Source organism: bacterium, assembly GCA_023382385.1.
In the GTDB taxonomy this organism is placed as follows: Bacteria; Electryoneota; RPQS01; order RPQS01; family RPQS01; genus JABWCQ01.
Genome location: JAHDVH010000005.1, coordinates 94,020 through 120,327 on the forward strand (window position 1 = coordinate 94,020; position 26,308 = coordinate 120,327).

Annotated in this window: 16 protein-coding genes; 2 read left to right on the forward strand and 14 right to left on the reverse strand. The window is 53.6% G+C overall.

Going from position 1 to position 26,308, the window contains the following annotated elements:
- Positions 1–175: 175 nt before the first annotated feature.
- Positions 176–5,881 (forward strand): choice-of-anchor J domain-containing protein, encoded by a 5,706-nt coding sequence (locus tag KJZ99_11185; GenBank protein ID MCL4306471.1) that lies wholly within the window; start codon positions 176–178, stop codon positions 5,879–5,881.
- A 146-nt stretch (positions 5,882–6,027) separates the two neighbouring features.
- Complete coding sequence (locus tag KJZ99_11190) at positions 6,028–8,970, forward strand: choice-of-anchor D domain-containing protein (GenBank protein ID MCL4306472.1); 2,943 nt, start codon at positions 6,028–6,030, stop codon at positions 8,968–8,970.
- 103 nt (positions 8,971–9,073) lie between these two features.
- Here KJZ99_11190 and hypB read toward each other — a convergent pair whose 3' ends face one another.
- The 14 genes from hypB to KJZ99_11260 form a co-directional block, all read right to left on the reverse strand.
- Positions 9,074–9,757, reverse strand: a complete 684-nt coding sequence (gene hypB, locus KJZ99_11195) for a hydrogenase nickel incorporation protein HypB (protein MCL4306473.1) — start codon at positions 9,755–9,757, stop codon at positions 9,074–9,076.
- Positions 9,735–10,115: a hydrogenase maturation nickel metallochaperone HypA gene (locus tag KJZ99_11200; protein MCL4306474.1), complete on the reverse strand. Its 381-nt coding sequence runs from the start codon at positions 10,113–10,115 to the stop codon at positions 9,735–9,737. The genes hypB and KJZ99_11200 overlap by 23 nt, the downstream gene beginning before the upstream one ends.
- Positions 10,116–10,121: 6 nt before the next feature.
- Positions 10,122–11,135, reverse strand: a complete 1,014-nt coding sequence (gene hypE / locus KJZ99_11205; protein ID MCL4306475.1) for a hydrogenase expression/formation protein HypE — start codon at positions 11,133–11,135, stop codon at positions 10,122–10,124.
- Positions 11,128–12,210 (reverse strand): hydrogenase formation protein HypD, encoded by a 1,083-nt coding sequence (gene hypD / locus KJZ99_11210; GenBank protein MCL4306476.1) that lies wholly within the window; start codon positions 12,208–12,210, stop codon positions 11,128–11,130. The genes hypE and hypD overlap by 8 nt, the downstream gene beginning before the upstream one ends.
- Positions 12,207–12,437, reverse strand: coding sequence for a HypC/HybG/HupF family hydrogenase formation chaperone (hypC, locus tag KJZ99_11215; protein MCL4306477.1), 231 nt, complete (start codon positions 12,435–12,437; stop codon positions 12,207–12,209). Before hypC ends, hypD begins: the two co-directional genes overlap by 4 nt.
- Before the next feature lies 1 nt (position 12,438).
- The gene (gene hypF, locus KJZ99_11220) at positions 12,439–14,751 is read right to left on the reverse strand and encodes a carbamoyltransferase HypF (GenBank protein ID MCL4306478.1); all 2,313 of its coding nucleotides are present in this window, start codon (positions 14,749–14,751) and stop codon (positions 12,439–12,441) included.
- Positions 14,752–14,820: 69 nt separating this feature from the next.
- Positions 14,821–15,459: a hypothetical protein gene (locus tag KJZ99_11225; GenBank protein MCL4306479.1), complete on the reverse strand. Its 639-nt coding sequence runs from the start codon at positions 15,457–15,459 to the stop codon at positions 14,821–14,823.
- Positions 15,456–15,935 carry a hydrogenase maturation protease gene (locus KJZ99_11230; GenBank protein MCL4306480.1) on the reverse strand — a complete coding sequence of 160 codons (480 nt, stop codon included), beginning with the start codon at positions 15,933–15,935 and terminating at the stop codon, positions 15,456–15,458. The genes KJZ99_11225 and KJZ99_11230 overlap by 4 nt, the downstream gene beginning before the upstream one ends.
- Positions 15,928–17,358 carry a Ni/Fe hydrogenase subunit alpha gene (locus tag KJZ99_11235; GenBank protein ID MCL4306481.1) on the reverse strand — a complete coding sequence of 477 codons (1,431 nt, stop codon included), beginning with the start codon at positions 17,356–17,358 and terminating at the stop codon, positions 15,928–15,930. Before KJZ99_11235 ends, KJZ99_11230 begins: the two co-directional genes overlap by 8 nt.
- A gap of 7 nt (positions 17,359–17,365) precedes the next feature.
- Positions 17,366–17,899 (reverse strand): NADP oxidoreductase, encoded by a 534-nt coding sequence (locus tag KJZ99_11240; protein MCL4306482.1) that lies wholly within the window; start codon positions 17,897–17,899, stop codon positions 17,366–17,368.
- The gene (gene hoxU / locus KJZ99_11245) at positions 17,886–18,626 is read right to left on the reverse strand and encodes a bidirectional hydrogenase complex protein HoxU (protein MCL4306483.1); all 741 of its coding nucleotides are present in this window, start codon (positions 18,624–18,626) and stop codon (positions 17,886–17,888) included. Before hoxU ends, KJZ99_11240 begins: the two co-directional genes overlap by 14 nt.
- A complete protein-coding gene (locus KJZ99_11250; GenBank protein MCL4306484.1) occupies positions 18,623–20,260 on the reverse strand; it encodes an NAD(P)H-dependent oxidoreductase subunit E in 1,638 nt (545 codons plus the stop codon). The genes hoxU and KJZ99_11250 overlap by 4 nt, the downstream gene beginning before the upstream one ends.
- A complete protein-coding gene (locus KJZ99_11255) occupies positions 20,247–20,753 on the reverse strand; it encodes an NAD(P)H-dependent oxidoreductase subunit E (protein ID MCL4306485.1) in 507 nt (168 codons plus the stop codon). Before KJZ99_11255 ends, KJZ99_11250 begins: the two co-directional genes overlap by 14 nt.
- 362 nt (positions 20,754–21,115) lie before the next feature.
- Positions 21,116–26,017: a carboxypeptidase regulatory-like domain-containing protein gene (locus tag KJZ99_11260; GenBank protein MCL4306486.1), complete on the reverse strand. Its 4,902-nt coding sequence runs from the start codon at positions 26,015–26,017 to the stop codon at positions 21,116–21,118.
- Positions 26,018–26,308 lie beyond the last annotated feature (291 nt).

The following is a 26,308-nucleotide window of genomic DNA, read 5'->3' on the forward strand; positions in this document are numbered from 1 at the left end:
TTATGGTGCGAATACTCTTGCCCCCTCCCTCTGGTTGATTTCACCCAATGGAGATGATATATTAATAAACTGACGTGGTGTACAGCCGTGACCCTCCCGGGAAAACGGCGAGAAATTGTGAAATCGTAAGGGCCGGAATTCCGTGTCCCAAGAATAGTTCGATAAGGAGGCAATGATGGATCGAATCAAACTACTGTTGACCTTGACGTTTCTAACATGCTTTGCGGCGTCGGCGTGGGCAGTCGATCTGAACGAGAGCTTCGACGGAACGAGATTTCCGCCCGTAGCCTGGCAGAGTTTTGAAACCGGAGACGGTGTGAATACCTGGCTCCGGACGACGGGCAACACGAATTCCGGAGCTGGTAAAGCATCGGTCGCGGAAGAAGACGTGGCGGGTGGTCTGGTATCAGAGCGCTGGTTGATCACTCCGAAGCTTCGGGTGAACAGCGGAACCGACCAGTTTTCGTTCTGGGCGCGGACTTTGTTTAGCTTCGTTGTAGACAACGACTCGCTCTACGTCAAGTTGAGCACGACGGATTCGCTGCCGTCGAGTTTTACGACGACTCTCGGGCAATACAAGTGCGGTGATGGCGGCGCATTCCAGAATGTGTATATGAATTTCTTTTACAGCCTCGCTCCCTACGTCGGGCAGGACATTTACGTGGCGTTCATTCATCGGGACGAAGGTGACGGCGGTAATGAAGTGTTTATCGATGACGTGACCGGCCCCGAATTGCTGGCACCGCCGAATGAAGCAACAACGCCGTCGCCTGCCAACAACGCGGTTGGAGTGGCTGCCAACACGAATCTTGGGTGGGCGAACGGCATCGGAACTGAGACATTGGATCTCTATCTCGCGTTGTCGCTGGACTCAGTTAACAACAATGAACCGGCCGCTCGCAAGCTGACGAATGTTGCGGCAACGACTATGTACGATCCGCCGAGCAACCTGCAGAACGATGCGGCATACTACTGGAAGGTGGTCACACGAAACATTTACGGCGAGACGCACAGTTCGGTCTGGATGTTCACGGTCATCGGTGCGCCGCTTGCGGGGACGTACGACATCGGCGGCGGCAACAATAATTACGCGAATTTCACGGAAGCAGTCGCGGCGCTCTATGGGAATGGCATCGCCGCGCCGGTAACCTTCAATGTGTACGGAACCGACTACGAGGAGCGCATTTCGTTCATCGGTGCGATTCCGGGAGCGGATGCGACGAATCGCGTGACGTTCTTTGATTTTTCGGGCACGGCGCGCATTTTGGACTCGTCCGCGACGACATCGTCGATTCCGGTGGTTCTGTTGAATGGCGCGAGCTACATCACGTGGGACGGCATTGACATTTGGGCCAGCGTCGAAACGGACAACTGTCTTCAGATTCAGACCGGTTCGACTGAAAACGTTTTCCAGAATTGTATTCTCGAATCGCACATGGCCAGCACCGTGTCGCACGCCATTCGTCTGTTTGGAAACGGCAATAACAACAACAGGTTCTCAAACCTCGACTGCCGGAAAGGAATAGAGTGTATCTATCTGACATCCGGTGCCACTCCGGTCTCTTCCGGGATTATCATTGAGAATTGCACAACCGTAGACTGCCACAAAGCGTTGTACGTTGACGATTGCGATGGATTGATTGTCCGGGATTGTGATTTTCAGGCCAATGGCGGCGGGTCATCCGCCTACGTGATTGAGACCGCGACCTCTGCCACGGGAACGACGATTCACATCTATCGCAACAAGCTGCACAACTTAGTCGGAACCGGAACGATCGGTTTCCTTCGTGCGAACATGGGCGCAGGCACGACGATCAACTTCAACAATAACTTCCTTTATGACGTCACAACGTCCGGCACAGGCAGTCTGCAAGGAGTTTATGGCCAGACCTGCACGCTGAACTACTACTTCAACAGCATGCTGGTTGGCGATCTGGCGGGAAGCGGCACCGTGCGCGCCTACTACAAATCGGCCACCGGACATATCAGCAACATCCGCAACAATATCTTCGTGCTGGGTGAAACCTCCACGCAGACAGACGTGTACTATGGGCTGTCGAGTGGGTCGTCGTACTATCCGCAGGAAATGGACTACAACGCCTACTACAACCTGGGTGGCGGAGCGAACTTCCAGATTTTTGACGTCGGTACGGAAGAGTATGCTACGCTCGCAGCGCTGCAAGCGGGTACGGTGTTCGAGGACTATGGTGTGGAAGGCAACCCGGGATTTGTCAGTGGAACCGACTTGCATATTCAGGACTCCTTCTCACTCGTCAGCAATCGGGGGACGCCGATTGGCGGCATCACGTACGACATCGACAATCAAACCCGTTCGGCGACGCCCGACATCGGCGCGGACGAGTACAATGCCGTTCTGCCTCCGAACGATTATGCGGTGCTGGAGCTGTTGGGTATTACGCCGCTCTATCAAGAGAACACGGTCACGCCGATCAATGTCCGCGTACAGAATCGCGGCAGCGCGGCGCAAGTGAACGTCCCGATTCGACTCTTCTATGCCGATACGCAGGTTGACGAACTGCTCGTCTCTCTCGCTGTTGAAGAAGTAGACACAATTCAGTTCTCATGGACGACGCCCGCAGCACCGAGTGCGGGGAATCTCGAAGCACAGTGCTTCCTTGCCGGCGATTCAGATCCAAGCAATGACAGCGTGTTTGCAGCAGTGACGGTAATCCGGCCTCCGATGTCCGGCTCCTACGATCTGGGCGGCGGAAACAACGACTATGCGACGTTCGGCGCGGCGGTCACGGACCTAACGCTTCGCGGTATTAGCGGACCCGTGACGTTCAACGTGTTCAGCAATACGTACAATGAGTCCGTCGCGATTCCGGCAATAAACGGTGCGTCAGCCGTGAACACAATCACATTCGTGCAGGCGGGTGCCGCGTTGACGCCGCCGGAAATTTCCGGTGCAAGTCCGACGCTTCGCTTCAACGGCGCGGATTACGTGACTTTTGACAATATCGACTTGATTTGCACCGGCACAGGTCGCGTGGTCGAGATTACCAACGATGCGGACAACAACACGGTTCGGAATTGCACGATTACGGGCGCGAGCGTGGCCGGCACGACAAACTACGGCGTCTACATTCTGGGTGGCGGCAATGACTATAACGTCATCGAATATGTCACGATTTCGGGCGCATACTATGGGGTCCGCTTTACCGGCACCACCACGACCTCAGACGTGAACAATGAGTTGCGATACAGCTCCGTCACGGAAGGCAAGTACTGTGTTTATCTGGAACGTCAGGACGGCAGCAGTGTTCACCACTGCGACCTGCAGCCGGGCTGGGCAAGCGCGGCGACGGAAATCTACGGCGTGTATGCAACGACTCAGAACTCTGGTCACACGGCGTATTCATACGCAAACACGATTCACAATTTCCGGGCGAACACAATCTCCAACGGAGTCTATGTCAGCACGGGCACGGGCGGCATGCACACATCGTACAATAACTTCATCTACGATTACCAGATTACAGGTGGAGCAGTTTATGGATTACGTGCGGCCGGCGGAGGTTCAGCGTTCTACAATAACAGCGTCCGCATCAACAACGTCGCGACGACGGCGAACATTTATGCGTTCTACATGACCGGCGCGTCGACGGGAAGCACGCTGTATAACAACATTCTGCAGCTTGACGTTCCGACCGAAGAGTGTTGGTCAATTTACCTCGCGGGCGGCACGCTGACGAGCAACAACAATTGCGTTTTCGGTACCGGCATCGGTTACAACGTCGGTTTCAGCGGCAGCAACAGATTCTCATTGACGGATTGGTTCAATGCGACGGGGCAGGATGGCAACTCGGTGCAAGGTGATCCGGGTTTCATTGATGCAATGAACCTGCACATTGCTCCGACGTTTGCTCTGTGCGACGGCGCGGGCCAGACGGTCGGCTTGGTGACGCATGATATCGACGGTGATCTGCGCGGCAGCCCGCCGGATATCGGTGCGGACGAATACGAATTTAACTCGCTGGCGCATGATTACGGCGTCTACGGATTTGTCGGCTTAGCCCCGAGCTATGTCGGCGGATTTCCGACAAGCGTGAATGCAGACGTTCAGAATTTCGGGACGAGTGCAGAAACCAACGTTCCCGTTCGGTTGTTCTACAATGGCGTACAGCAGACTGAAGTGCTGGTGACGCTGGCCGCAGGGGAGCGGGATACCATCGCGATTGGCTGGACACCTCCGGTCAGCGATTATGAAGTGGGTCAACTTGAAGTTCAGTCGTTTCTCGCGACAGATCTTTATGCAGACAATGACAGCGCCGTTACAAGTGTGACAGTCGTAGGACCTCCCATGTCCGGCACGTATGATTTGGGCGGAGGCAACAATGATTTTGCGACGTTCAATGATGCTGTTGCAGCGTTGAACCTGCGCGGGATTGACGGTGAAGTTGTGTTTGAAGTCTATGACGGCACATACAACGAGAGCATCGTCCTGACTGAAATCACAGGCGCGAATTTTGTGGATCGCGTGATTTTCCGTGAGCACGTTGGCGCGGCGCGTGATGTCGTTGTCCTGACGAACGGCACGGCGGCACGAGTTATCTACTTCGACGGAGCGGACTTCGTGACGTTTGAAGGGATCGACGTTGTTGCCACGAATGCGACGAGTATTGTGGTTGAAATGAACAACGGCGCCACGTGGAATACGCTTCTGAATTGCGGCATCACCAGCCGTGACAGCACAACGACCGGCACACGCGGTGTTAAGCTGAATTTCAACGGAAACAACAACAACACGATTGACGGCTGCACGGTGACGGGAGCATTTTACGGTATCCGCTGCGAAGGCGGCACGGGCACGGTCAGCGGCCTGGAAGTGAAGAACTGTCTGATCACCGGCGCGAGCTACGGCGTCTACCTTGACGACGCATTGAACGCACAGGTGCATCACAACGACATCCAGCCGCACGGTTACTCTTCCACGTCATGCTACGGCGTGTATGTAGCGACAGGTTGTGACTCCATGTACGTGCACGGCAATCGAATTCACAATTTCCGTCATACGAACACCGGAACATTCCCCGATGTCGCGGCTGTTTGGTCCGGTCCCGGCACGAACGGAGATGTGTTCATCTACAATAACTTCTTCTACGACTACCAGACGAGCGGCCCGGGAATCTACGGCGTCCGGAACAGCACAGGAATCACGTACGTTGTTCACAACAGTATTCACATGAACAACGTGGCGAACGGCGACGAGATCGCGGGTATTTATGTCAGCACGGGCAATTTGACCGCGTTGAACAACATCATCAAAGTCGAACAGGATACCAATACGGCCTATTGCATCTGGCGTGCGGGCGGGACTCTGGACCTTTCCGACTACAACTGTCTGAATGTGACGGGTCCTGCAGTATTCACCGGACGCGATGGCACGTCTAACTTTGCCACTCTGCAGGACTGGCAGAATTTCGGACGCGACCCGGTGGGTATTGACGGGAATCCCGGATTTATCAGCGCCACAGACTTGCACATCGATCCGCTGTTCTCGACCGTTGACGGATTGGCAACTCCGATTGGACTGATCACGGTGGACATTGACGGAGATCCTCGCAGTGGCAGTCCGGACATTGGTGCTGACGAATATGCCCCGATGGCCGAAGCAGAACCGGTTATCGATCTCGTGATCACGATTGACTATGATCTCGGTGACGCAATTTTGACGTGGACACCGACCTTGAATGCTCAGAGTTACGAGGTGTTTGCAGGGTCAGAATTTGGTTTCCCGCTTATTCCTGCAAATTCACTTGGCTCGACGGCAACGGCTTCATTCACGGACGTTGGCGCAATTGCGGCGAGTCCGATTCGCTTCTATGTTGTGGTTGCATCTACTGAACCCGCTGAATAGCATTCCAGCATAAACGAACATGCAACGGGGACGCCTTCGGGTGGCGTCCCCGTTGTGACTCTTATCAATTGGCAAGCACGAGCCCCAAGACAATGCATCAACGCCAAATAGGACCGCTCTCGCGAGCGGTTGGGCAAGGAGAAGCCATGGGCAAATCTAACAGATCAACAATTTCTATCTTCATCTTCATTGCCGCACTTGCGGCGAACGCATCCGCTCAAGTGCTGGTGCGAGACATCCCTGCTCCGTCCAGCTCCACGACCATGATAACCTATGACGGCACGGCGTTCTGGACAGGTGACAACAACTCCAACCGCCTGATCAAGGTCAGCCTTACAGACGGGGCGCGGCTGGACACCGTCCTTGCACCTGTCAACGGAAGTGACGGTCTGGCGTGGAGCGGCAATTATTTGTGGACGATTTCCGGCGCGGCAAGCCGCCAACGGATCTTCAAGATCGATCCTGTGTCAGGTTCGCTGGTCGATTCACTTCCGGATCCGGCGCAAAGCAACGCGGGAGGATTGAGCGTCCAGGATCAGTATTTTTGGGTAGGACGAAACTTTCCGGCAAACAGGTTTTATAGAATATCGCAGACGGACGGAGCAATTCTTGACAGCATGGCTGCTCCGGGCAATCAAATTCGTAGTTTGGCATACGACAATGGAATGATCTGGGCGACGTCCGTAAATACCGGGGCGGATGTCATTTACTGGATCGATGCCACAACAGGAGAGGTCAGATGGCAGTTCACTCTGCCGGCACATGCGACATTGCCCGATCGAAGGCTTCGCGGCGTCTGTGTGGTGGACGGCTACCTGTGGATTGTCGCATTCGCTCAGAACTCGAATGAGAATCGGTTGATGCAATACGATGTGTCCAACGCGGTTCAACCGGACATCGTGTTGAATACGACGCCCTATGATTTTGGTTCAACGGTGGTCGGCACACCTTTGAACTGGCAACTTGCAGGAAGCAACATCGGAAACTCGGCCCTGATACTGGAAACCATGACGTTTTCGAATGGAGAGTCCTTCTTGCTCCTGTCTCCGGCAGAGTTCCCTCACGTCGTAAGCGCAGGCGGGAGCTTCACGATTTCCATAAGATTCTCACCGATAGGTGCGGGAACCTGGCGTGACACGCTTCTTGTTCAGTCAAATGATCCCGACGAGTCGCTCTTGTCTGTTCCCCTTCAGGGGCTTGCCTACGCGAATGAAGGCAACGTATCATGGAGTCCGGCATCGCTTGACTTTGGGGAAGTCTGGATACCCAACCCGACTGCTTCGTCATCGCGTTCCTTAATGGTTCGAAATATCGGCCACGGCACTCTTGTGCTTGAGACCGCCGAGATTACTGGTGGTATCTATTACCGGATTGATCCGATCGGCTTGCCACTCGTTCTCGCACCGCAGGATTCAACATTTATCCGCGTGTGGTTTGAACCGACTCAGCCCGGTAACTTTTCCGGTGCCTTGACGTTCCGCACGAATGATCCAGATCAGCCGGATGTCACGATTATGTTAAACGGTTCCGCGGCGATGGCCAACTTCAATGCTGGCCAGACGATGTGGACGTTTCGTGATCCGTCTACCGATTTTGATCATGGCATTAATGCCGTCACCTGGATTGAAGATGTCAATGGAGACGGAGCTGCCGACGTGTTGCTCTCCAGCGGAAGCGGATTGACAGCTTGCGTGAGTGGAGCGTCGAGCGGGCCGGCAGATACGTTGTGGACCTATAACTCGCGAATTGACCCGAATCACGCGGGCGCCGTCTATTACGAGCGTGCCTTAGCCTCTGTGCAGGATCTCACGGGAGACGGTGTTCAAGAGGTGATCATAGGCACGGCAGGAGGCAGCCGCTCCGTATATGCCCTTTCGGGTCAGACCGGCGAGGAACTCTGGATGTTTGACACACGTTGGTGGGGAAGCGGAGGATGGGTGAATGACGTGGAAGGTTTTGTGGACATCAATGGCGACTTCGTGCCAGACATACTGGCAGCCGGCGGCGGTGATGGTAGCCAGAGCAGGGTTTTTGCACTGAACGGCCAAAGTGGTGTGCTTCTTTGGGAAAGCACTCCATACCAGTCGTTTTACGCATTCACCATCATCGACGATGTTACTGGAGACGGAGTCCCTGAAGTTGTTGGCGGAACAACGGGTTATGCTGTCGGACTCAATGGAATGACGGGGGGACTGCTCTGGCAGACCTCAATTGGCGGGAGTTCCCCGTGTTTTGATTTAGAGCGCATGGGAAACGCCAACCCACAGACAAACAACTCAGAAGACGTTGCGGTTGCTTCCGCGTATCGCGGTGTTTATGTGATCGACGGTTTAACAGGGCAACAACTTTGGTTTGTTCCGTTTTCCGGGACGACTATTTACAGGTTGGAGGTGATCCCCGACATTACGGGAGATGACGTATCGGAAATCGTCATCGGGACGGTCTCAGGCCGTGCAATTTGTTTAGACGGCGCTCAAGGAATTGAGTTGTGGAATGTCATTGTTGATCCAACCGATCCTGAGAATGTGCTTGCCCTGACGACCGTGCCGGATATTACCGGCGATGATGTACCGGATATCGTGTGCGGCACACTCAGCAACAGACTCATTGTATTGAGCGGGTGGGACGGAGAACAGATTTTCAGCACGGTCGGAGAAGGATCATTCAGCGCCGTAGATGCGGTGGGAATTCTGCCCGATGTGGATGGTAGTAACGCTTATGAAATTCTGATGGGCAATCGCGACGGGTGGGTGGACTGTGTATCCGGCGGAACCTTGCAAGGGTCCTCTGCCGGGTCAAGGCCGATAGCACAGGACTTCACGCTGCATCCGGCTCACCCCAATCCCTTCAATCCCAGCACGACTTTGTCGTACTCACTTGGTGTTGCGACGGATGTGCAGTTGAACATTTATGATGTTACCGGACGACTGGTGCGTGAACTGGTTAATGCGCATCAGAGTGCGGGGATTCATCAGATTGTCTGGAACGGTCGAGACACCAGCGAGCAGGCGGTCGCTACCGGTGTCTATTTCGTCAGCATGCGGGCACTGGGTTTCAAACAAACTCAGAAGCTGTTATTGCTCAAGTAAGACGTTCGCAACGATTAGGAGCATGAGACAGGGCTTGCCAATGGCAAGCCCTGTTTTTTGCGTAGTTGCTGAACGGCAGCCAATTCGGCCCCAACAGTTTACTCTACAACTCGTGCAGCTCGTTTTGCGCAGCAGTCCGCAGCGACTCAAGCCACTCGCACCATACAGGGATTCCCAGTCCGGTCTTCCCCGACACAAGCAGGACTTGCAGGTCCCCGTTGACAAGCTCGAGGTTCCGATGAAGCTTCGGCACGTTGATATCAAGATGCGGGAGTAAGTCCATCTTGTTTATCAGACACATCTGGCACTCGCGGAACATCAGGGGATATTTCATCGGTTTGTCTTCTCCTTCCGGAAGGGAGAGGACAACGACTTTTGCATGCTCTCCAAGATCAAACTCCGCAGGACAGACAAGATTGCCGATATTTTCAATAAAAATGTAGTCGAGATTGTCGAGTGGCAGTAACGCAAGTGCGGCATTGACCAGATGCGAGCCAACGTGACAGTCACCACCAAACGGCTGGGTGTTTGCCTGCACGATCGGAATTCCGAGCGGTGCGAGGCGTTCGCTGTCAATCGTGGAGGTGATATCACCTTCTATGACTGCACAACGCAAGCCGGCTGACTGCAACTCGGTAATAGTCCTCCCAAGCAGAGTAGTCTTACCCGCACCAGGCGAACTCATAACATTGACGACAAAGATCCCATGCTCGTCAAAGGCGGCGCGATTTCGTTCGGCAAGAGCGTTGCTCTCCTCCAGTACATCACGAATGATTGGTATGCTCATTGACCCCGTGCCTTTCTTTCATTGAAATACTCATCAGTGTTATGCCTCTGCCCTGTGTCACGGCTACTCGCGTAGCTCCACAGTAGGGGCAAGCGAAGATCGGATCCTGCACGCTAAAGTCGGACCTGCATTCGCGGCATCGGCACCTGACTGACTCTTCCTCGATGAGCAGCCGCGCGGCCGCAAGCCCGCAACTCGACTTTATTGCATCGAACAAGAAGATCAACGACTCTGCAGAAACTGCGTCAAGTTGCCCGACCTTCACGCAAAGCTGCGAAACATCTTCCTCGACCGAACCACGCGGGAGAGCGAGCCTCGCTTGCTTGATAATACACTCTGCGATGTAAAGCTCGTGCATAGCTGGTCAACAGATTCTGGGGAGCAACTCGCCGGTTGGTCTATGAAGGCGGCGAGTCCCACCTGCGGAAGTTTCAAGCAGCAGAACTGCGAAGTCAGTGGATGAAATCTCACCAACTTGTGCGGCGTTGCGGCCGTCACGTGTCGCGCGCAAAGTTTGGACAATCTGCTCGGCCTGTTTCCGATCCACTATCATGACAATCTTGCCCTCATTTGCGAGGTGCAGGGGATCGAATCCAAGTAACTCACAGAGTGACCGAGTTTCCGGCTCAATTGGGAGCGCATCCTCACTTATCGTAACCGCGCAGCAGTTGCTGAGGGCAAGCTCCTCGAGAACGGCTGCTACCCCTCCGCGAGTAGCATCCCGCATCCACTTCACACCATCATGAGAGTGCAGGACTGAACTGACCATGTTGACGAGTGCGGCGCAATCACTCTGCACCGAATGTGCGAACGAGAAACCTCCACGTGCGGCGAGAATTGCGGCAGCGTGATCACCAAGTGTGCCACTTACGATGACGGCGTCACCTGCAGCAATAGGCTGTCGAGACAGTCCACTGCCCAACGGCACGGTGCCGATACCAGTAGTATTGATGAATAGCTCATCGCACTGCCCGTGCGGCACGACTTTCGTATCACCAGTCACGATTTCCACCCCGGCATCGAACGCAGTCTGTGCGATGGAGTCACATAGAGCTTCGAGCGTCTCGAGCGGCAAACCCTCTTCAATGATCATCGCGATTGACAGCCACCGTGGCAAGGCACCCATGACGAGGAGGTCGTTCACAGTACCGCAAACCGCGAGCTTACCAACATCCCCTCCCGGGAAAACGAGCGGCTGCACGACGTAGGAATCAGTAGAGACGGCAATCTCTGCGCCAGTTACGTTCAACTTTGCGGCATCATTGAGTTTCTGCAACTCGAGACCCTTGAAACGGCTGACAAAGCAATCCTCTATCAGTTTACGCATCGCGCTCCCGCCAGCGCCGTGGTCAAGTGTTATGCTACGACTCTTATGCATATTCAGTCTGATACTGGTAAACGGCTGCGCAGGCACCTTCAGACGAAACCATGCACGCGCCCATCGGCGAATTAGGTGAACAGGTCTTGGCAAATAGTGGACAAGCGCTGGGTTGAATTCGTCCGCACAAGACATCGCCACATCGGCAGGCTCGATTCTCCTTGCTGACTCCCCGCCGAGCCAAGATGTGCTCTGCATCCCATGCGGCATACTCAGGGCGGAGCGACAGGCCACTGCAGGGTATTGCACCGAGTCCGCGCCAATTCGAGTCGCATGACTGGAAGACCGAAACAATGGCGTCCTGTGCATGACGATTGCCCGCCGTTTGAACCACGCGACGGTATCGATTCTGCACTTCATAGCTCCCCTCGAGCTTCTGCAGGCAGATAGCATGAATGCAATCCAGCAAGTCTGCGGGTTCGAAGCCGGATACCGCGCACGGCATATTCAATTCGCTCGCGATAAACTCAAACGGTGTTGTACCAGTGACTGTGCAAACATGCCCCGGCAAAATCAGTCCGTCAAGACAAGTCTCGTGTGATCTTAGCAACGCGCTCAGAGCGGCGGGCATCGTTTTCAGGCCGGACAGCAGCTTAAGATTCTTGACTCCCCTCTGAATAGCTTTTCGCATTGTCGCAGCAATTGTGCATGCGGTCGTCTCAAAGCCAATGCCGAGAAGAATGACAAGTCGCTTGGGATGCTCTTCTGCAAAGCGTAGAGCATCTGCCGATGAGTACATCACTTGAATGTCAAGCCCTGACCCACGGGCTTCACTAAGCGTGCATGCAGAGCCTGGAACCCTCAAGAGGTCGCCAAACGTCGCGATCGTTACATCGCGGAGTCCTGCTAATTCGACCGCATGATCAACAAAGTCTATCGGGGTTACACAAACCGGACAGCCGGGCCCTGAGACTAACTCGACTTCCTCGGGCAACAGACTGGGAAGCGCATATCGGTAAATCGCGGCCGTGTGACCCCCGCACACTTCCATAATACGAATTGGTCCAGACAAAGGTAAGGACAAAATGCGGTCAGCCACACTCTTGACGAGGCGAGGATCGCGAAGTGTCGTCACGTGTCGCACGATGCACCAACCGCAAAGTCACTTAGCATTTCGATCATCTTGTGAGCTTCAACTTCGTCAACGATGGCAAGCGCGTAGCCCGCGTGGACTAATACATAATTGCCCACGTTCACATCGGGGACAAGTGCAAGTTCGATACGCAATGCGAGTCCGCCGCTTTCAACCACTCCGAATTCCTCTTGCAGCTGGATCACTTTCATGGGGACAGCAAGACACATATCAATGCTCCAACTCATTGGCGACACAAATCTGTCCAAGAGCGATCGAGCCATCATTGAGCGGCAAGTTCCGCGGAATCATGACGTGTACGCCCCGAGCTTCAAGCAACGAACCAATTCGCTCCAGAAGAAACTTGTTCTGGAAGCAGCCGCCGTTGAGTGCGACTCTACTCGAGCTGGTCAACTCCAATGCTCGCAGGGTCATATTCACCAAACCTTGAGCGATCCCTTCGTGGAATCTGCGAGACATTACAGACGAAGACGTCCCGAAATTGCAATCAGCGACCATCTCGCGAATCATCTGGAGTGGAGACAAGACCATCGCATCCTGAGATTCAATTAGCTCAGTGGAATAGCCTGATTCTATATTTGGGCTCAGGATACCTTCGAGCCACATGGCAGCTTGGCCTTCGAACTGGTGTCCAAGTCCGAAGCCGGCGATCGCCGCTACAGCATCAAAGAGTCGACCCATACTTGACGTGCGCGCGTATCTTTCCTGAACGCTTGGGGTGAAGAGCAACTCCAGCTTGGATGTGTCGTACTTTTTCCGGAGTAAATCCATGAGGGGAAGGTCCAAACCGAGAAGCTGCTCCTCAAAGGCTAAATTCAGCCATGACAGCGCCATTCTCCATGGCTGGTGTGCAGCAGCATCGTTTCCAATCAAGGGAACAGCAAGCAAGTGACCAATTCTACGATAGGCTCGAAGATCACCATACAATAGTTCACTCCCCCAGATTGTTCCATCAGGTCCATAACCAGCTCCGTCGAGAATTAGTCCAACTGTCGGATCCGACACATGGAACTCAGCAAGGCAGGCAGCAAGGTGCGCATGGTGATGCTGCACACGAACCAATGGAACCTGATGCTCACATGCCCACTCCTCTGCAAGTCGAGTCGAAAAGTAATCGGGATGTAGATCGCATACCGTACGTTCAATCCGCGCGTCAAGCAAGTGCAGAAAATGAGAGAGCACACTTAATGCAGTCTCAACAGTTCTTTGATTGTCAAGTGATCCGAGGTATTGAGTCAGAATTGCTGAGTGATTCTTCCCTAAGGCAAATGCACTCTTCAGATCTGCTCCGAACCCTAATGTTGTCTTACCGAACCCCGCTGCCACTGTTATGCTCTCAGGAACAAACCCTCGCGAGCGACGCCAGACTCGCGGCGCCCCCATTGCGACGCGCACAACTGAGTCGTCCGCGAACATGTGAATCTCGCGATCGTGCTGCAAGACACCATCTGCAATGCCGCTGAGATTAAGCCGGAGTGAAGCTTCTCGGAACTCAATCGGATCATCAGAGAAATTAGCGCTGGTCATCACGAGTGGCCGCCGCGCTCGATTTAGCAGTGCAAGATGAAGAGGCGAATATGGAAGCAAGGCACCAAGCGTGGGCGACCCGGGCGAGACCGACTTTGCGATGGGACAGTTCTCGCGCTTGTTCACAATAACGATCGGAGCCCGCCTGGAAGTCAGGCATTCAAGCTCCAGATCACTCACGCTGCACCACGCATTCAACGCCGTCAAGTCAGGAAACATGACGGCCAGCGGTTTGAGCTCGCGCCGCTTGCGCAGTCTAAGTTCCGTGACAGCAAGTTCATTCGCGGCATCACAAACCAGATGAAAACCACCGATACCTTGCAAAAGCAGGATACCGCCACGATTAATAAGTGAGACTGCATGTTCAAGCGCAAGCGATTCTTCAGCAGTGCAATTCCATTTTCCGTTGTCAATTGAGGAAAAGCGCAGGGCCGGACCGCAGTCAGAGCATGCAACGGGTTGGGCATGAAAGCGTCGATCGCTCGGCTCATGATACTCACTTAGACAATCCGGGCACATCACAAATGGCGCCATCGTGGTCGCGGGGCGGTCATAGGGGACGTCCTTGATTATACTGAATCTCGGGCCGCATTGCGTGCAGTTGATGAAAGCATAGTTGAAGCGCCGGTTGTTTGGGTCGTCGAACTCGGCACGGCAATCTTCACATATTGCCAAGTCCGGCGGAACCAGTGCAAGAGCCTCACCGTGTGTCGAGCTCTGCTCGATCGTAAACGTGTCGCAATGAAACGGAACGCAGTCTCTTACCGTAACACTATCTATCCGCGCAGCGGCAGGAAGTTCGGTTCTCATTTCACGGACGAACACATGAATCTGATCCAATGTGCCTTGAAGCTGAACGATGACACCCTGCGGATTGTTCCATACTCTACCGTTTAAGCCAAGTCTCTTCGCCAAGCGATAGACAAACGGACGAAAGCCGACTCCTTGGACAACGCCACGAACCCCGACCTCACGATATGTGTCACAACTCAACATATCTGAGTCTGCTGGAGCAGATAGAGAGTGACTTCCTGGAAGGGTGTTCACTTCAAGTGGTCCTGCGAGCTACAGACCAAGGAAAAGTACCGCTGCCGCACAAGAAGCAATGGAGCCACCTGCAAAGGCATGGCCATACCTGCCAAGATCAAGTTTGAGTAGTAGTCTAAGCCCTTTGTAACCGAGTGCCACAGTCGCCATCATGGTCAAAACCGTACTCAATAGGAAGACGATAGAAACGGCAGCAAGAGTGGTAGGACCAAGAGAAACTGCGGGCATGAGAACAATAGGGATCAGAGGTTCACAAGGCCCAAGAATAAGCACGATAAGTAGAAGACTTCGAACAATTGAGTCACCACAACCGAAGTCCTGCTTGCATGAGCATGATAGTGCATGCCGAAGACCCCAGATTGCGTACACCAGCCCGAATGCCAAAAGGAGCCACGCAGCGAAGTCTCCGCGAAGCGCTTCAGACACCCTCAGATCAAGGAAATGGATGCCGACGTGCAGTCCAAGGACTGCGATTATGAGCGAACCCAGGACGTGAGCAACGCCGCAGAGCGCCGTGAGCGTGAGGGCTTTTTGCATACTCCAACGGCGTGCGCGGGCGAGTGCAACAAACGGAACATAATGATCAGGGCCGACTAAAGAATGGGCGACACCGACCGTTACAGTAGCAGTGATTAGTAATGCAAACTCATTAGTCATTGAATGACACCAAGTGAATTCTGGGAAAATCTCTCCTTCGAGTCGTGAAGCATCTCAATTAGATACTGCACGATATTGGATACTACAGCTTTAACGCGTTCAGTTAAGTCATCCGGCTGGTCGAAACAATTAGCTCCGACACTGAGCAAGAAACAACTTGGAGAGGCATCATATAGTGTCTTGCAAACTGTGAGAAGGTTGCCGGGAGTTACGTGGTGCGTCAAGCCGCTGTGTAGTTCCCGCGACGCAATGAGTCGTGTCATCGACCATTTGCCGGGTTCAAGTTGCACCGTCGCATCGATGAACACAATTGCCCGATAGGCGGCCATCTGCTGCGCGTGTTCATAGTTCAATTGAGTCGTCACAAGGAAGTCGGCATCAGGAGACGCAGACATCAAAGAACTCACAATGGTTTCCGCGATGCCGTCGTCGCCCCGCAAGGAGTTGCCTATCCCGATTATCAGAATATCATTCATCGTTCCGAACAAGCGTATCGACCAACTGCATTGCATGGTCATAGAGCTCTACGTGAAGCGGCATTTGCCCAAGCGCGTGCGTCGAGCAACTTAGGCAGGGGTCGAAGGCGCGGATTACAGCTTCGACACGATTTAGCATTCCTTCGGTTAGGCGCTCGCCGTCAACGTAGCTGCGCGCGACCTGCAGGATGCTTCTGTTCATGGCAAGGTTATTATGCCCGGTGGCGATAATCATGTTCGCCCATTGCACGACGCCTTCCTCATCGACATGATAGTGATGTATCAGTGTGCCACGTGGGGCCTCAGCCACACCAATTCCGTCGCGACTATTCGCAGCCGCTCCGGCTCTGACATGCTTGTCAAGCAGCGAGTCATCCGCCAGCTTCTGCTCAAGTCGCTCGATACAATAGAGCATTTCGATCAAACGCGCGTGATGGTTGTGATAGGTGCTCAAAATCGGATGACCGTACCTTGACCTGAACTCATCAAGTTCGGCATCGGCAAGCGGGGTTCCACAACGAGTGACAACATTCAATCTTGCCAGCGGTCCCACCCTGTACATTCCGGTTGGATAGCCTAACGGTTTATAGTATGGAAACTTCATGAAAGTCCAAGGCTCTACGGCTTCGGAAATCAGCTCGGCGTAGCGTGTTGAATCCCAGCCTTGCGTCAAGACATTTCCTGCTGAATCCACAACACGCAGCTTACCATGATAGTGCTCAAGATTGCCATGGTCGTCCACAAGTCCCATGAAGAGTGAGGGGAAGTTTCCGAAAGTCTCCATTTCGGATTCAAAAGAGGCAAGAATTGGCTTGAAAGTCGCAAGCGCGCGGAGTGCGATGTCCTTAACCTCAGGAAGTTGAGCGCGGATCTGGTCTCTGTGTTCACGCTTCAGCGGTTCACTCACTCCTCCTGCGACAATCCATGCGGGATGGATTCGTTTTCCGCCCAGCAGCTCAATCATCTGCTGTCCGAACTGTCGGAGGCGAATACCGTCGCGCGCGAGCTGCGGATTACGAGCCGCAATTCCCGCGATGTTGCGAGTTGCAGGATCACTGTCAAATCCAAAGAGAAAATCAGGAGCTGAAAGATAAAATAAACAAAGAGCATGTGACTGGATGATCTGCGCGAAGTTCATCATTCTGCGAAGCATTTCGGCAGTGCGCGGAATGCGAACAGCAAGTATTTCGTCACATGCTTTCGCGCCGGCTATCAAATGCGCGACGGGACAAATACCGCACGACCTCGCCATCAGAGCAGGCATTTCGTAATATGGCCTGCCTTCGCAGAATTTCTCAAAACCTCGAAACTGAGTCGTGTGAAACAGTGCGCGTTCCACGGTGCCGCTCTCATTCAGATGGAGCGTTATCTTTGCGTGCCCCTCAATTCGCGTGATAGGATCTATGGTTATGGTTCGAGTCACTGATGGCCTACTTTCCGAATCTTGTCATTAGCTTGATATCCGGTTTGCGTCCGTTCACCAACTCGGTCAGAGCGTAGTAAATGGCGTCGGCGGGCGGCGGGCAACCGGGTATGTGCAGATCCACTGAAACCGTGTCATGAATCGGTACGACTTTATCCAGCAAAGTCGGGAGCATTTCCGCAGGAGTCTGTGGCTGAATCTGAACCAGTTCATGATAGGCTCTGTGCATCGTAGGTTCCACGCCAAATACATTGCGCATGGCGGGTACGTTACCCGTTACCGCGCAGTCTCCGAGAGCGACGAGTATCCGGGTGCGTGCTCGAACGTTCCTGATCTTTGCAACGTCCTCGTCAGTGCTAACTGAACCTTCGACGAGCGTAATATCCACTTCAGACGGAAACTCCTTTATGTCGACGAGTGGACTATACACCAAGTCAACGAGTTCAAGCAGGCCGACAATGCGCTCATCTGAGTCCAGGAATGACATGTGGCAGCCTGAGCAGCCGTCCAGCCACACGGTGGCGAGCTTAAGCTTCTTCATTGTTGCGCGCCTCCCGCATTTCTGCCAAGTGTGCAATGACATCCCGCCTTTTAAACTTTTCAGCGACGCTGCGGCGGCCTTTCTCTTTGATTGCCCCGGTCGGACAAACCTGAACACATTTGCTGCAACGGGTGCACGTGGGTGATTCACCCCACGGGTCATCAAGATCGCTGATGATGCGTGACAGTATTCCGCGCCCCATGATATCCAACGTATGGGCTCCTTCAATGTCTCCGCAAACTCTCACACACCTGCTACACAGGATACATCGGTTATTATCGGACACGAAGCGGTCGTGGGTCGCGTCAACGGTGAACTTGGGATGCAGATAGGGCAAACGAACGTGGTCCATTCCGAGCGCCTCTGCCAGGCTTTGCAGCTCGCAGAAGCCGTTTGCAATACAGACTGAACAGACATGATTGCGCTCAGTAAACAGAAGCTCCAAAATCCAGCGACGGTAATTGCGCAGTTTCTCGCTGTCTGTCGTCACTTCCATGCCTTCTGCAACCTTGGTCATGCATGCCGGCAGTAACCGAGTACTACCCTTGACTTCCACTAAGCAGAGCCGGCAGGCACCATAAGGGACCAAACCCTCGAGAAAGCAGAGAGTGGGTATGAAAATGTTATTCTGCAGTGCGACATCCAGAATGGTCTCATCGCCGCTCGCTCCGACCGGCTTCCCATTAATGACTAGCGTAATGATCTGAACAGGTTGAAGTGAAGTCATCTTATGCCTCCTTTCTCAAGACCTGATGCAGTATCATGATCGATCAGGTGCGACTCATATTCGCCTCGGAAGAACCTTAACGTACTAAGTACCGGATTCGGAGCGGACTGCCCAAGCCCGCATAGACTCGTATTTTTAACAACGTCACAAAGTGATTCAAGCAATTCCAAATCAGACCGTGATGCTTCGCCATTATTAATTTTAGCGAGCAGATTGTGCATCTGAGTTGTGCCTACCCGACACGGCACACACTTTCCGCAAGATTCTGAAACTGAGAATTCCATGAAGTAGCGTGCGATATCCACAATGCTGGCTCGCTCATCGATTACGACCATACCACCTGACCCCATGATCGAGCCAAGTTCGGCAAGGGATTCATAGTCGACAGGCGTGTCAAGTTTTTCCTCTGGGATGCATCCGCCTGTCGGTCCACCGGTTTGAACTGCTTTGATGTTGCGGTCGTGTTCAATACCCCCGCCAATATCGTGAATAATCTCGCGAAGGGTTACACCCATAGGCACTTCAATCAAGCCAACGTGCCGAACATCTCCGGCGAGCGCAAAGACTTTTGTCCCTTTACTCCGCTCCGTTCCGATTCCGGCGAACCACTCTCCTCCGTGCCGTATGATGGAGGTGATGTTTGCGAATGTTTCAACGTTGTTGATGAGGGTCGATTTCCCAAACAAGCCGCTTTCGGCAGGGTAGGGTGGTCTTGGCCGGGGAGTCCCGCGTCCGCCTTCAATAGAGGCTATCAGCGCCGTTTCCTCCCCGCAAACATAGGCACCCGCTCCCAACCGCAGTTCAATGTGGAAGTTGAAGGTTGTGCCCATGATATTCTGACCGAGGAAGGTGGTCTCTTCAGCTTGTCTAATTGCTTTCTTGAGTCTTTCATAGGCAAGTGGGTACTCTGCCCGAATGTAGATATACCCTCGGTTTGCTCCTACTGCGAATCCGGCGATGGCCATTCCCTCGAGAACGCGATGCGGATCACTCTCAAGCACGCTGCGGTCCATGAAAGCTCCGGGGTCGCCCTCATCAGCGTTGCAAATGATATATTTTTGTTGGACACCTGTCTTTGCAACAGTTGTCCACTTCAGACCAGTCGGATACCCCGCACCTCCACGTCCGCGGAGTCCGCTCTTCACAACCTCTGAGATGACTTCCGACGGACTCATAGCCGTCAGTGCCTTAAAGAGGGAATGATAGCCTTTGGCTGCGATGTAATCGTCGATCTCTTCCGGATCGATTTTGCCGCTGTTCTCCAGTACGATCTTCTTCTGTCGGCTGAAGAATGGCAGATCTGATCTCATGTGCAGCCTCGCTACCGGCTCGCTATCTAAATGATCGAGAATTTCTGCCACATCGGCGGGCGTGACGGACGTATAAACGATACCTTCAGGTTCTATCGCGACTGCCGGGCTGCCAAAACAGGGTCCTATACAGCCAACTCCCTTGACGGCGCAGACCTCGCCAAGTCCACGCGCCTTTATCTCAGATTGAAAGGCTTGAAGCAGTGATCTACTGCCCGCAGCGATGCAGCCTGCGGCCACGCATACGTGAATGCGGTGTTTTCGCTTCGCCTGTTCGAGCTGGACTCTCTCTCGAATTTCAGACAAATCATCAAGCGTGACCATGAATCGCCTCTTCTAGTTTGCTCAGCAACTCTTCTTTCGAGAGCTTACCTGCGTCGTGCCCGTCAATACTGGCAATAGGGGCAAGTCCGCACGTTCCGACGCAACACGCTGCCTGCAAAGTCAGCTTGCCGTCTTCAGTAGTTTCGTCGATCGAGAGTCCGAATCGCTCCTTCAGAGCATCCAGCAACTCAGGTGCTCCCTTGATGTAGCAAGCCGTGCCGGTGCAGACGATACATTTGTGCTTGCCCGGAGGTTTAAGTGTGAAGAATTGATAGAAAGTCGCGACCCCGTAGGCTTTGCTAAGGGGTACACCGAGTGCTTGCGCGACGTAGGCCAACGATTGACGATCAAGAGAACCGAAGGCATCCTGCACCGCATGAAGCGATTCAATCAATGCATGAGGACTCTGACCATGTTTCCGCATAACAATTTGGACTCCACGCCAGCGCGGATCGGTTGTTGGGGGTTCTGGGAGTTTTGATTTACGATTCATATTAATGACTTTAATATCTTGTTCGATGAACAAAGTTCATTTATACCTAAAAGTATACCTTGAACTTCCAATGAACAGCATTGCTAATTAATTTTGTGAAATTTTTCACAAAAGTCAACCCGCGAGAGCTTTTGTGTAACATGCTCACCATCAGATTATTCCTTGAGAATCATGCGGTTGCTGAGCTTGATCAAGTCGGGTAGAATCTGCCTCCAGTTTCGCTGCTTTGCGAGAATTCTCGCGGAGATGCAAGATATCTATGTCAAGATTGTGATGCGAATATCACGTTGCAGTCGAACGCGCAGAGAGAAAAAGCAAGAGCCCGCCGGAGCGGGCTCTTGACAAGATCGTAGCATTGACGACTATTTCAGCAGAACCATCTTGTGGACCGCGGAAAAGTCGCCGGCATTCATCTTCACCAGATACATACCGGTCGGCAAATTTCCTGCATCGAAGTGAATTGCGTGCCGTCCGGCAGCCATCAGCCTATCGATCGGACGAGCGACTTCCTGACCTTGAACGTTGTACAATACAAGTGTTACTTTGCTCTCCTGCGGGACGTCAAAACTCAGAACAGTTGAGGCATTGAACGGATTGGGGTAATTCTGATGAAGCGCGAACCGCGAAGGTAGTTCGGGATTGTTTTCAACAGAAGAAGCCTGACTGACTGTTACAGGGATATTCAGCGGACTGTTGTGATCGTTATGCGCGACAAAGATAGTTGCGTTATAATCACCGGGAGCAAATTCCGCAGTGGCACCCGTTACCGTAATGAGCTGTGACTGGTTAGCAGCAATGGTTCCTGTGGGATTGGAGACGGTAAGCCACGCTTGACTCGTTGTGATGGAGTATTCAAGATCACACTGGCCTTGCGGATTTGAGATTTCGAACTGAGCGGTTGCATTCTGTCCGACGACCGAAAGCACGTTCAATGAAGTCACGCTGAACGCGGCATTAGGCTGCCGCAACACAAAGTTACGCGTGGCAGTTCCATCGTCCTCGACCACGACATTGCTGGCGTTCTGATCGCAGTAGCCTTGCAGGTGAACTCGAACTGTATAGGTTCCCGGTTCCACTTCAAGCAGATACACTCCCGCAGCATCTGTAAAAACAAACAAGTCTGGAACCTGATCCACCGTCACGCGCACGTTTTGCAACGGAACGTTTGAACCAAATTCGCGGATGATTCCAGTGATCGTGCCGGACGGACCCGCCCAGAAGGCAATCGAAGTCTGGCTCTGCGGAGCGATGGCACCCGCACCATTGAAGTATACTTGAATGGCACTTTCACTGGTGGCATCCTCGACACCAACCGTGCAGTCCGTATTTCCGGGCCAGCCATCTGCAGGAATGGTATGGTAGTTGAAGATCGCGGCACCACCTTCCTCAAGAATCAACTGGAAGGTGTAACGGAAGCTAAAGTCCCAAAGATGCGGCAGATTCTCCCAAGTGATGATGAATCGATCTTCCGCAGCGTCTTGATAGGTCAAGACTCGCCCGCCATCCAGCCCGGCGGTCAGTTCGTCCCAGAACGGGTAGATCGCAGCATGCGGCTCAAATGGACCGGGGATTGGCTCACTGAAGAAGTACCCTTGAACGGGAATGAACGAAGCCCAACCTCCGGGTGAGATATAGACCTGCGAGTACTCCTGATCGAGATAAGGATAGCTGAAGCCCAGCTCGATCGGACCTGCTGTTGCTCCCCACCACTCAAATGTCAATTCGGTGCCGATACCAGAGATGTCCACCCACTCATAGTCCACTGATTCAAACGGACTCACCACAGCACCGACAAAGGGTGGCGACGGATTCGATATATTGGGAACTTCATCTTGCGCGGTCACAGTCCAAGTATAGAAACCATCGTTCTGCGGAGGAGTATCCGTGAAGGTTGTAACGCCCGGTGCGGTCGTGCCGATCTGGACTCCGTTACGATACACTCTATACTGAGCCAAATCTACGAGAGGTGTACCGTCGCGATTCGTTGTCGGCGCGACCCAAGCGAGCGCCATCTGGGTGTTGCCAACGGGCACTCCGGTGAGGCCGGACGGGGCAGCCGGTGCCATATTGCACATTGCAGTACGAGTCGGCGAAGGCGGAGACTCAACTCCGTTATCATACATCGCGGTCACGTAATACGAGTACTGAGTATTCTCAATACGGTTCAAGTCGGTATAGTTCGTCTCCACAGGCTGCGCGATCATCGTGCCACCGCGATAGACGCGGTAATTGACAATGTCATCCAACGGACGACGAGGATCACGCGTGACAAGCTCCACCGAGGGAGCTTCGACATAAGGCGCAAACCAGCGGTCAAGTGGATTTCGCGGAACTTGCGAGGTGGCAACGGGGCCACGTGCGATGAGATCCTTAACATCTCCGCCTGTGATGACACGAGAGCTGTTCATGTCCCCTGACGTGGGCAGCGATGGCACGCGATCAATCGCGTAGCCGCCAGGCGTGCCCGTCGAGAGCATATAAAACTCTTGATTCAGCGACAGGCCACCTTCAGGAGGCGGTCCGCCGAGCCACGCACGCATCATCCAGTCATGCCAGTTCCACAGGTTCCAGAAGCCGTTAGGATCTTGTGTCCAATAAGAGCGGTTGTCGACCTGTGTTTCGTCAGAACCGACAGCAGGCTGATCATTCATGCCCGGCGGGAATTGGTAGGCAATGTAGAAGTCGCCCGGTTCGCTAAGAAAGACGCCGCCATCTGTTTCCGCCATCACCCAACCCGGTGACGCATCGGCAGACAATCCTGTCCATTCGTAATATGCGTTGCTGACATCCGCGCCTTCTCCGCCAGGCATCGGGGGGCAAATCCCGATCCACGGAATCTCGATTTGATCCTCGACAAAGACCGTGACGCTGTAGATCATAAGCGGATACGCGGCATCGTCAGGCGGGGTCATCCGAACACAGAAATAGTCCGAGGGACCTGCGGGGAAAGCTACCACATAAAACGCTTCAGCTGTTCCGTCGTCGTAGAACAACTCAGTGCCTTCCAGAGTTCCAGGAGTCAACCAGGACAATCGAATGCGGTCATCGAAATTCCCGTTAGCTCCTAATTGCGTGACCGGCAACTCACCAAAGAGAACGGTGACTTGATTTGAGCGCGGCGATTGAACGGGAACGGAAACGTCGTTGTCAACGGCAGTCACAGTATATTGATAGATACCGTCGGAAGTCAACGTCTCTTGAAACGCCGAAGCGACGGACGTACCGACTTGAACGAAGTCCTGCTCACCGGCAAGCCGACGATAAACTCGGTATCCATCTACGAGCGGATCGACCGAATTGTCCCAATCAAGTGATACGAGACCCGTCGCGTTATTCACCGACCCCGTGAGATTAGTCGGAGCGGGGGGGTCAAGTCGAGTCAGAGTCAGATTGACTCCGTTTATCCCGCCTTCAGGCACCGCGACAATCTGCGTGGCAGTGTGATAGCCCGGGAGTATTCCGCGTATTCGACGATTGCCGACCAAGACATTTGCAAGGGTGTAGCTACCGTTGCCCGCCGGAGTTGTGCTTGGGCTTCCGATACCGTCCGCCCTCACTTGAACAGACGTTATCGTTCCGTTTCCACCATCTAGCGTGACGTTACCGGAGATTGTCGTGAGCACAGGCGGTGCCAATCCCCAAATGATGACGTCATCGATATAGATTCCTGCGAAGCCCGAAACGACTTCGTCGGCCCCGAAGTGAAAGCGGAAGATTGGAGCTTGGCCCTCATAAGCTCCGAGCGGGATGTTTACATACTGCCATCCCATCGACTGTCCGCTCCAAGCCGGCTCACCCGCGAGCGGATTCGCCGTGCCGGTATTCAGAGCGTTCACTGGATAGCCGCCGACAGGCTGAGCAATAGTCCACGTGTCGCCATTATCCACCGACACCTTGAAATTGCAGCCATCCCAGAAGAACTCGGCGTCGTACCAACAATAGAACTCGATCATGGCGTCGGGATTAGCGACAGTCAATCCGAGGTCGAGTTGCAACGAGTAGTCGGAGAAGTCGGGGTAGCCATTCGGGAAGTCGGTGCCCCACGTGTTCGGCGGGGAATTAGGCCCTGGCATATTGAAGTTCGTGGGAGTGCGCCAAGCCCATCCTGTATTCGTAGTCCACATGCCGTCATCCACGTCGAAGTTGTTCGCATAGCTCGGCGTCCCGACAATAATGTTCACTCTGTCGGCGGCGCCATAATAAGGATTGGCATAAGCACGAACATAAATTGAGCGCGATCCGTCGTTCAAGTTGGCAAGCAAGGCGGTCTGCACTCCGGGCGCAACCGTTGCCATTAGAGTGCCGCTTCCGGGCCGGCCGGACCACACCTGCAGATTGGTCAAAGTGAGCGGATTGCCGTTTGTATCCTGCGTCGGGTCTGTCCAAGTCAACGTGACATCGTGACCATTGACTACGGCCGCGAGATTAGTAACTGGAGCAGGGACGCCGTCCGGCTGCCCGATGAGGAGAGACATTCCGGTGGTCGGTAACAGTCCGGTGCCTTCGTAGCAAACCTGCAGACCATCGGTACTGTTTTCGTTTTCAATACCGACCGTGCACGAGAGGTTGCCGTAGAAGCCTTCCACGCTGACGAGCTGATAGTTGTACCGGATAAGACCATCCGGAGTCAAGACGATTTGGAATGAGTAAACCTCATCGGTCGTCCCGATATGCGGAACATTGATCCAGCTCATAATGAAGCGCTGGTTGGCGGCATCTGCGTAGTAGTAGTACTGACCGCCGGACGGAGGATAGAGGTCGTCCCAGAAAATATAGAGAGCCGCACTGGGATCTATATTGTTCGGGATCGGTTCGTTCCAATACTGTGACCATCCGCCTTGATCTTGAAAAGTTGCCCAGCCATTTGAGGTCATGTAGACCTGCGTATAGCTGAAATCGTAATAGGGAAAGCTGAATCCGAGGTTGAACGGACCGACAGTCTGATCATCGCCCACGATATTGGCGTTGTTTCCGTTTCCCGTGATGTCTATCCACTCATAGGCTGTTTCTGCGACGATGTACTCATCGAGCGGATTGTGGGGGGCGCGCGGATTGGACTGCAGCGGCCAAGTGAACTTGCTGCCAAGCTGCTGCTGAGCGTCTGCGGCAAGCTGCCGTTCGGCTATGGTGAACGCTTCACCTCGAGCCGCCTTTTCCTTCAACCTCAATACGTCCGCTTGTGTTACGGCGAACGCGGTGGTTGAGAGCAATAAAACTGCGCTGATCATAAACAGCGCACGATTCGAGAAACTCCCTTTCGTCATGTCACAGCTCCTTCTATAGTCACCCAGGGATACCACTTTCCTACAAGGTCGCAGTTTGGAATATCAAATGCAATAGTTCGTATTTAAGCAGATTTGCATGTTAGTTTAAGTGTCGTTTGCGCCACACATGGGGATTTGAAAGGGACTTCTCGCGCAATCAGGACATTAACTCATAATTAACAAATAGTTGCCTCGGAGTCATTGGCAACACACGTCCACTGGCCAAGCCGCAAGCGGGCCGTGGCATGTTCGTGGCAGAAACAGCACCCCTGTGCCACCGGTCCAGAAAGA